The sequence below is a fragment of the Streptomyces sp. NPDC020801 genome (assembly GCF_044334385.1).
Taxonomy (GTDB): Bacteria; Actinomycetota; Actinomycetes; order Streptomycetales; family Streptomycetaceae; genus Streptomyces.
The window spans coordinates 1-5,353 of record NZ_JBIRST010000061.1; the positions used below are offsets into that span (position 1 = coordinate 1).

Genomic DNA, 5,353 nt, shown 5'->3' on the forward strand with positions numbered 1-5,353 from the left:
GAGTCGCTGACCTGCGGTGATCAAACTCCGATGACACAAACTCGCGTCCGTCAAAGTCCGATGGCAAACGGTCAAGATCCAGTGGCACGGGACAGTCAGATCAGCGGATACCCCGGAGCGAGGCGTCGTGGTGGCTTGGGGAGACGGGCGTGTCCACCGGGTGCAGCCAGCGGACCGGCACGATGAGCGTGCCAACGCGGGGGAGTTCGACGGGCTCGCCCTCGGCGTCCAACACAATCCCGGAGACCTGGTAGCTGCCCCCGGGCGGGAGGCCGGCCTCCCGCGCCTGGTCCTCGGTGAGCTCCACCGTGACCCGGGGGCTCGCCCCCGTCATCAGGCCCTGTGCGGTCCGAGCGGCGGTGTCCACGTCGACCACGGTCAGCGGGAAGTACGTGCCGCGCAGCCAGCTCAGCGGCCACCAGGAGTCGCCCATCGTCTTCGGCCGGTAGCGCTGCGACAGAAGCGCGAGCGGCACCTCGCACCGGTATGTCTCGCCCACCCGAACGTCCTTGGTGCGCATGTCTCCAGGGCGCTCCCCACCGGGCATTGCCGCCCTGGCCCGAGCGCGCCCCCCGTCGCTGCCTGGGTCTCCTGGGTCCTGGGTCCTGCGTTTTTCCTGGCAGAGGCGTTCCCGCGCACAGCTGGGTCCCCGGTCCGGCGCGGGGTTTCGTCCGTACCGTCCCGGAGCGCCCCGCCCCGGCGCTACCGTGAGAACACACGCCAGCAACGCCCAGGAGCCCCGGATGAGCCAGCAACCGGCCCCCGCACCCGACCGTCAGCCCCTCGATGAGAACGCCGCCGCGTCCGTCCGCGCCTACGCCGCCGACCAGCGCGCCCGCGTCGACGTCCTCGCCTCGGTGCTGGAAGACATCGCGGAGAACGGCTACCCGGCTGCAGAGTCCGGCGTGCTGTGGGAGGAAGCCCGCGACGCCCACCTGGAGCGCCTCGCCGGCGAGCAGCCCTGTGTCGCCTGAGCACGGACCACGCCGGTCCCAGGTCGTCCTGGTGGAGCCCGCGCTGAGCCAGCTGCAGAAGCTGACGGCAGCCGAGACGCACCGCCTGGACCGCGCGATCGTCGCGATCAGCGTCAACCCCGAGCTGGGCACCCCGGTGCCCAACACCCTGCTGCGCGACTACGTCGACGACGTCGACGGCGTCCGCGTCATCTACTACGTCACGGCCCTTCGGCAGATCACCATCGTTGCCTACGTTGAAGCGTAGGGCCTCCCGAACACCCGTTGCAGCGCCCCGGACTCCACCCTCGTCCGGGGCGCTGCTGCGTGTGCTGCAAGGCTGCTGCACGGTGCAGCGAGGGGGCGGTGGGCGGTGCTGCTCGGTGCTCCGAGGGCGTTACACTTCCAGGCCCGGCACCCAGGCAGCACAAGGGGGCTGCTCGTGCAGCAGGCCGGCCGCTGCAAAGCAGCGGCGCCGTGCAGCGTGTCTCCTCTACTTGACGCTGATGTCGCCTCCAGACGACATGCAGCGCGGGTTGCGTCCCGCTCCAGGGACACAACCCGCGCCGGTTGTAAGCAGCGCGCTGCACCAGTCAGCTGCTGCCGGTGGCCCACCGCTCCATCGCGCTCGGCTCCTCCCGCAGCAGCGTCCTGCGGCGGGACTGGGCCGTTGCGCGGTTGGTGAGGCGCATCGCCTTGGCCAGGGTGCCGTGTGTGCCCTTCTGCGCGGCGAACTCACGCACCTCGGCCCTCCGAGCCCCCTCCAGCCGTTCCAACAGCTCGGTGGTGCCCTCGATGGCGTCCGTGAGGTCGTCCAGGGACGTGCGCCCGGTGCGCAGCATCGCGACTCCGTGCAGCGCGCGGCCGAGTAGCGCGGCGAGCAGCTGGGCGTCGTCGCCCAGCGCCTGGGCGTCGGCAGCGGCGAGCGGGACCGTGAGGTCGGGGGCGGGGTTGGTGTGCTCGGACTCGGTGGTCATCGGCCTTCCCGTGGAGTTGTGGCGGTGCTGGGCGGGGTTCTAGAGCCATTCGAAGGCGCGCCGGACGTCGCCAGCGGCCTCGGCGAGGTTGTCGGCGTGCAGCCGCACGTCGAAGTCGTAAGGGTCGTCGGCCGCCTCCATGACACGCTCGGAGGCGGCGTCGAAGACGCTGGCGAACGCCTCGTGGACACCGGCGGCCTTGAGGGCCTGGACGGTGTCGTCGTGGTCGGCGCCACCTCGACGGACGGCGTCGGCGAGCATGTTGAGCGCGGCGGCCGCGGCCGGGGCGAGCACGGCCAGGTCCTCGCCGCCGACGGTGCCGGCGGTCCGTTCGGCCGACGTCTCGACGCTGCTGATCCGGGCGAGGGCCTTCGACTGCTGCTCCATGGGGACTCCGATCTTGTGCACGTGGAAGGGGGCGGGTGTGGTGTGTGGGGCCTCCGGAGAGCGTTGACACTCCGAGCCGGGGCCCCGGCGGCACACGGGCGTGGCGAGGTCAGGCAGTCCGGGCGAGGTAGCCGGCGGCGGTGTCGACGAAGGTGTCGTGGGCGACCTTCGCGGCCTCGCGGGCGGCGGTCAGCTCCTGGGTGGTGGCGTACGCGTCGCGCATCGCGTAGGTCAGCGTGACCATGTGGTCGGCGGCGGCGCGCACGGCCTGGTCCTCAATGAGGACGCGCAGCGCGACCAGCGGGCGGGTGACCGCGCTGCGGGTCATGTGGCTCTCGCCGCGCAGCGCCTCGATCCGCTCGGTGCCGGCCTCCTTGAGGACGGCGTCCCCGCGCATCCACATCGCCCGGCGGTGGTCGCTGATCGCGCAGGCCAGCGCGGTCACGGCCTTCAGCCGATCGCGGCGGATCGCCTCACCGTGGCTGGCGCGGACGCCGCGTTCGGCGGCGCGCTCCTGGAACCGGCCGGAGACGATCGCACCCAGCAGGGTGGCGACGATAGCGAGGGCGGCGGTGACGAGGGTGGCTAACACGGCGGGTCCTCCCGTAGCTGTATGAACTTCAATACACTTGTATGGAACTTCATACACCTAGGGAAGGGGGCCGCTCATGATTCTTTTCTCGCGCTCCTGTCCCGGGCGTTTCCCGCCTGCGGGAACCGTGCGTCGGGGTCTGACACTCGCCGCCCTCACACGAAAGTGGCGCCGCCACCAGGTTGTCCCTGCGCGCGGGGACCTTTGTCCCGCCTGGCAGGGATCTTTGGTGTCGGCGTCGACACCAGGCACACGAACGGCGCTGCACCGTGGGGGTGCAGCGCCGTGGTGTCGGCCGGGGGCTGGGTTCAGGCGACGCGCAACTTCTTGCGTCGTTCGCGGGCGAGCTGCTCGCGGTAGTCCTCGACGGCCTGGTGGTAGCGGGCGACGAAGTGCGGGTCGTCCATCCGGTCCGCGGGGTCCATGGCGTCGATGGCGGCCCGGGCGTCGGCGGGGGTGTCGTAGGCGGCGAGCATTGCGTTGATGCGGTAGACGCCGTTGCGCTGCTTCTTCACCAGGCGGGCGAGTATCAGCTCGCGCAGGCCGGAGGTGACGCTGGGGCGGCTCAGTCCGAGCAGGTCGGCGATCTGGCTCTGTCCCATCTCCACGCGCCCGCCGGGCTCGCTGCGGGAGCGCAGGGTGAACAGGACGCGGTAGGCCGGCCCCGGCAGGTCCAGCGCCGCGACGACGCCCTCCGCGTTGACCGGTGTGACCAACATGCTCCTGCTCACCGATCGCCCTCCTTCTGCGTCGTCATCGCCTCGAACCGCTCCCGCCGTTCCCGGCGTTGCCGGGCCCGCTCCTTGCGGAACTCTTCGATCGCCTCGCGCATGTGCTGCAGCGAGGGGAACCGGACCAGGTCCGGCAGCGCCGCGGCCCGCAGCTCCGCGAGCGCGTCGGCCTGGTCCACCTGAACATACTCGGTGGTCCCGTCGGAGAGCCGGACCAGTTCGGCCGCGACGTAGGAGTACGGCGGGTTGAACTGGTAGACGCCGCGCCCGATTTTGATCACGATGCCGTGGCTCATGATCTCGCGCAGCGACTCGTTCACCTTCTGGCGCGGGACGTCCAGGATCTGCGCCATGTCGTCCTGGGTGAGCGGGATCCGCCCGCCGGCCCTCTGCCCGGCGATCAGCAGCAGGATCAGCCGCAGCGGCAGCGCCTCGCGGTAGTACTGGGCGATCACGAGGAAGAACTCCAGCGCCACCATGGCGAAGGCGTTGGGCCGGTCCGGGTCGGAGTAGAACTCCAGCTGCTGGCGCTGGCGGCCGATGCTGATCTCCCGACCGGGATACGCCCGCGCCAGGTCGTCCAGGCCATCGATCTTCCGGAGCCGCTCGCTGAAGACCCGCAGCGGATCGTCCGGCGCCAGGCCGGGGTTGGGCGCGGGCCTGGCGGCACGCCGGCGGCGCTGTGACTCGGACACGAGCAGCTCTCCAAAGTTCCAAGATCCCGGGCGTGCAGCAACGTAGCAGTAGGTCAGTACTTCTGACCTACAGGTCGGCATTACTGACTTCCGGCGCGTCTTGTGTCCCCCCAGGGGTGACACATCTCCTGCACGAACTCCTGCGCGCCGGGCATGTATAGGGGTGTGGCAGCGGACTCGACCTTCGGCGCGGAAAGTCAGCACCGCCGACCTTCCGCGCCCCAAGAGGTCGGTATTCCTGACCTTCCATGCGGGACAACGTCAGGAATGCCGACTTTTCAGGGGCGATGTGTCTACCCAGGAGGGACATAGCAGGGGCCCTGTGTCACTGCTGAGGAGTCACAAGCACCCCAGGGGTAACGCTGTGACCAGCAGAAACGCGGACTCTGCTCCTATCTGATGTCGCACGAGAACCTGCGGGCCAGGCACCGTCGCGGCTGAGGCGGCTTCGCGTGCGGCTCCGTCGACCAGCTGCGGGCCATAGGCGGCACCAGCGGCTCTGAGTCTCGGGTGGTACCGGCCGTGACGGACAAGCAGCAACGAAGGCGTGGCTGAGGCCGGAGCTCGGTTTCGCCGCCCGGCCCTGGGGGCCGATCGGCTCGTGTACCTCCGCACGCCGAATTTCAAATTTCCCATATCTGAGGCGCCTTTCTATGGCTAAGGTCAGTTCAGCGGGTCGAATTCTCAAGTCCTGTATCCGGTGGTTTCTCGGAGAAATGGCAAGCGGAAATGAAGCGGGTTTTTAACCCGCGCTCCGGTGTGGCCTGCCAGTTCCAGAGTCTATCTAGCGCTTCAAACTGAAGCACCAACTGCCCGAGGTGCGTCACTCGAACGGGAGCACCTTCCTCCGGGCTGCACGGCGCCATGACCTTCCGTCACCGTCCCTGTGATCCCTCACTCCAGGCCACACTCTCCCAGCCCCGCCTCCCCCTCTCACTGCTGCTGCTTTTCTGACCGGTTCCCCTACGGGCGGGGAGGGTTGGGGCTGGAGCGGAGCGGAGGCCCCGTTCCGGGCTCA

The 5,353-nt window shown here is 69.6% G+C and carries 8 protein-coding genes; 2 read left to right on the forward strand and 6 right to left on the reverse strand.

Annotated features, from left to right (window positions below):
* Positions 1 to 100 precede the first annotated feature (100 nt).
* Positions 101 to 520: a hypothetical protein gene (locus ACH4UM_RS41550; RefSeq protein ID WP_398191807.1), complete on the reverse strand. Its 420-nt coding sequence runs from the start codon at positions 518 to 520 to the stop codon at positions 101 to 103.
* 223 nt (positions 521 to 743) lie between these two features.
* Here ACH4UM_RS41550 and ACH4UM_RS41555 point away from each other — a divergent pair, with 223 nt between their 5' ends.
* The gene (locus ACH4UM_RS41555; RefSeq protein WP_398191810.1) at positions 744 to 974 is read left to right on the forward strand and encodes a hypothetical protein; all 231 of its coding nucleotides are present in this window, start codon (positions 744 to 746) and stop codon (positions 972 to 974) included.
* Positions 964 to 1,221 (forward strand): hypothetical protein, encoded by a 258-nt coding sequence (locus ACH4UM_RS41560; protein WP_398191812.1) that lies wholly within the window; start codon positions 964 to 966, stop codon positions 1,219 to 1,221. The genes ACH4UM_RS41555 and ACH4UM_RS41560 overlap by 11 nt, the downstream gene beginning before the upstream one ends.
* A 325-nt stretch (positions 1,222 to 1,546) precedes the next feature.
* Here the strand turns inward: ACH4UM_RS41560 and ACH4UM_RS41565 are convergent, their stop codons facing one another.
* From ACH4UM_RS41565 to ACH4UM_RS41585, 5 genes are all read right to left on the reverse strand, one after another.
* The gene (locus ACH4UM_RS41565) at positions 1,547 to 1,930 is read right to left on the reverse strand and encodes a hypothetical protein (protein WP_398191814.1); all 384 of its coding nucleotides are present in this window, start codon (positions 1,928 to 1,930) and stop codon (positions 1,547 to 1,549) included.
* Positions 1,931 to 1,969: 39 nt separating this feature from the next.
* On the reverse strand, positions 1,970 to 2,317 hold the full coding sequence (locus tag ACH4UM_RS41570) for a hypothetical protein (protein ID WP_398191817.1): 348 nt from the start codon (positions 2,315 to 2,317) through the stop codon (positions 1,970 to 1,972).
* A 109-nt stretch (positions 2,318 to 2,426) separates the two neighbouring features.
* On the reverse strand, positions 2,427 to 2,909 hold the full coding sequence (locus ACH4UM_RS41575) for a hypothetical protein (protein WP_398191820.1): 483 nt from the start codon (positions 2,907 to 2,909) through the stop codon (positions 2,427 to 2,429).
* Positions 2,910 to 3,217: 308 nt separating this feature from the next.
* Positions 3,218 to 3,640, reverse strand: coding sequence for a helix-turn-helix domain-containing protein (locus ACH4UM_RS41580; RefSeq protein ID WP_398191823.1), 423 nt, complete (start codon positions 3,638 to 3,640; stop codon positions 3,218 to 3,220).
* A complete protein-coding gene (locus ACH4UM_RS41585) occupies positions 3,637 to 4,335 on the reverse strand; it encodes a hypothetical protein (protein ID WP_398191826.1) in 699 nt (232 codons plus the stop codon). Before ACH4UM_RS41585 ends, ACH4UM_RS41580 begins: the two co-directional genes overlap by 4 nt.
* Between the last annotated feature and the right edge of the window lie 1,018 nt (positions 4,336 to 5,353).

Coding starts and splice junctions, on each gene's coding strand:
- ACH4UM_RS41550 (WP_398191807.1), bottom strand. CDS start 520: ATGCGCACCAAGGACGTTCGGGTGGGCGAGACATACCGGTGCGAGGTG.
- ACH4UM_RS41555 (WP_398191810.1), top strand. CDS start 744: ATGAGCCAGCAACCGGCCCCCGCACCCGACCGTCAGCCCCTCGATGAG.
- ACH4UM_RS41565 (WP_398191814.1), bottom strand. CDS start 1,930: ATGACCACCGAGTCCGAGCACACCAACCCCGCCCCCGACCTCACGGTC.
- ACH4UM_RS41570 (WP_398191817.1), bottom strand. CDS start 2,317: ATGGAGCAGCAGTCGAAGGCCCTCGCCCGGATCAGCAGCGTCGAGACG.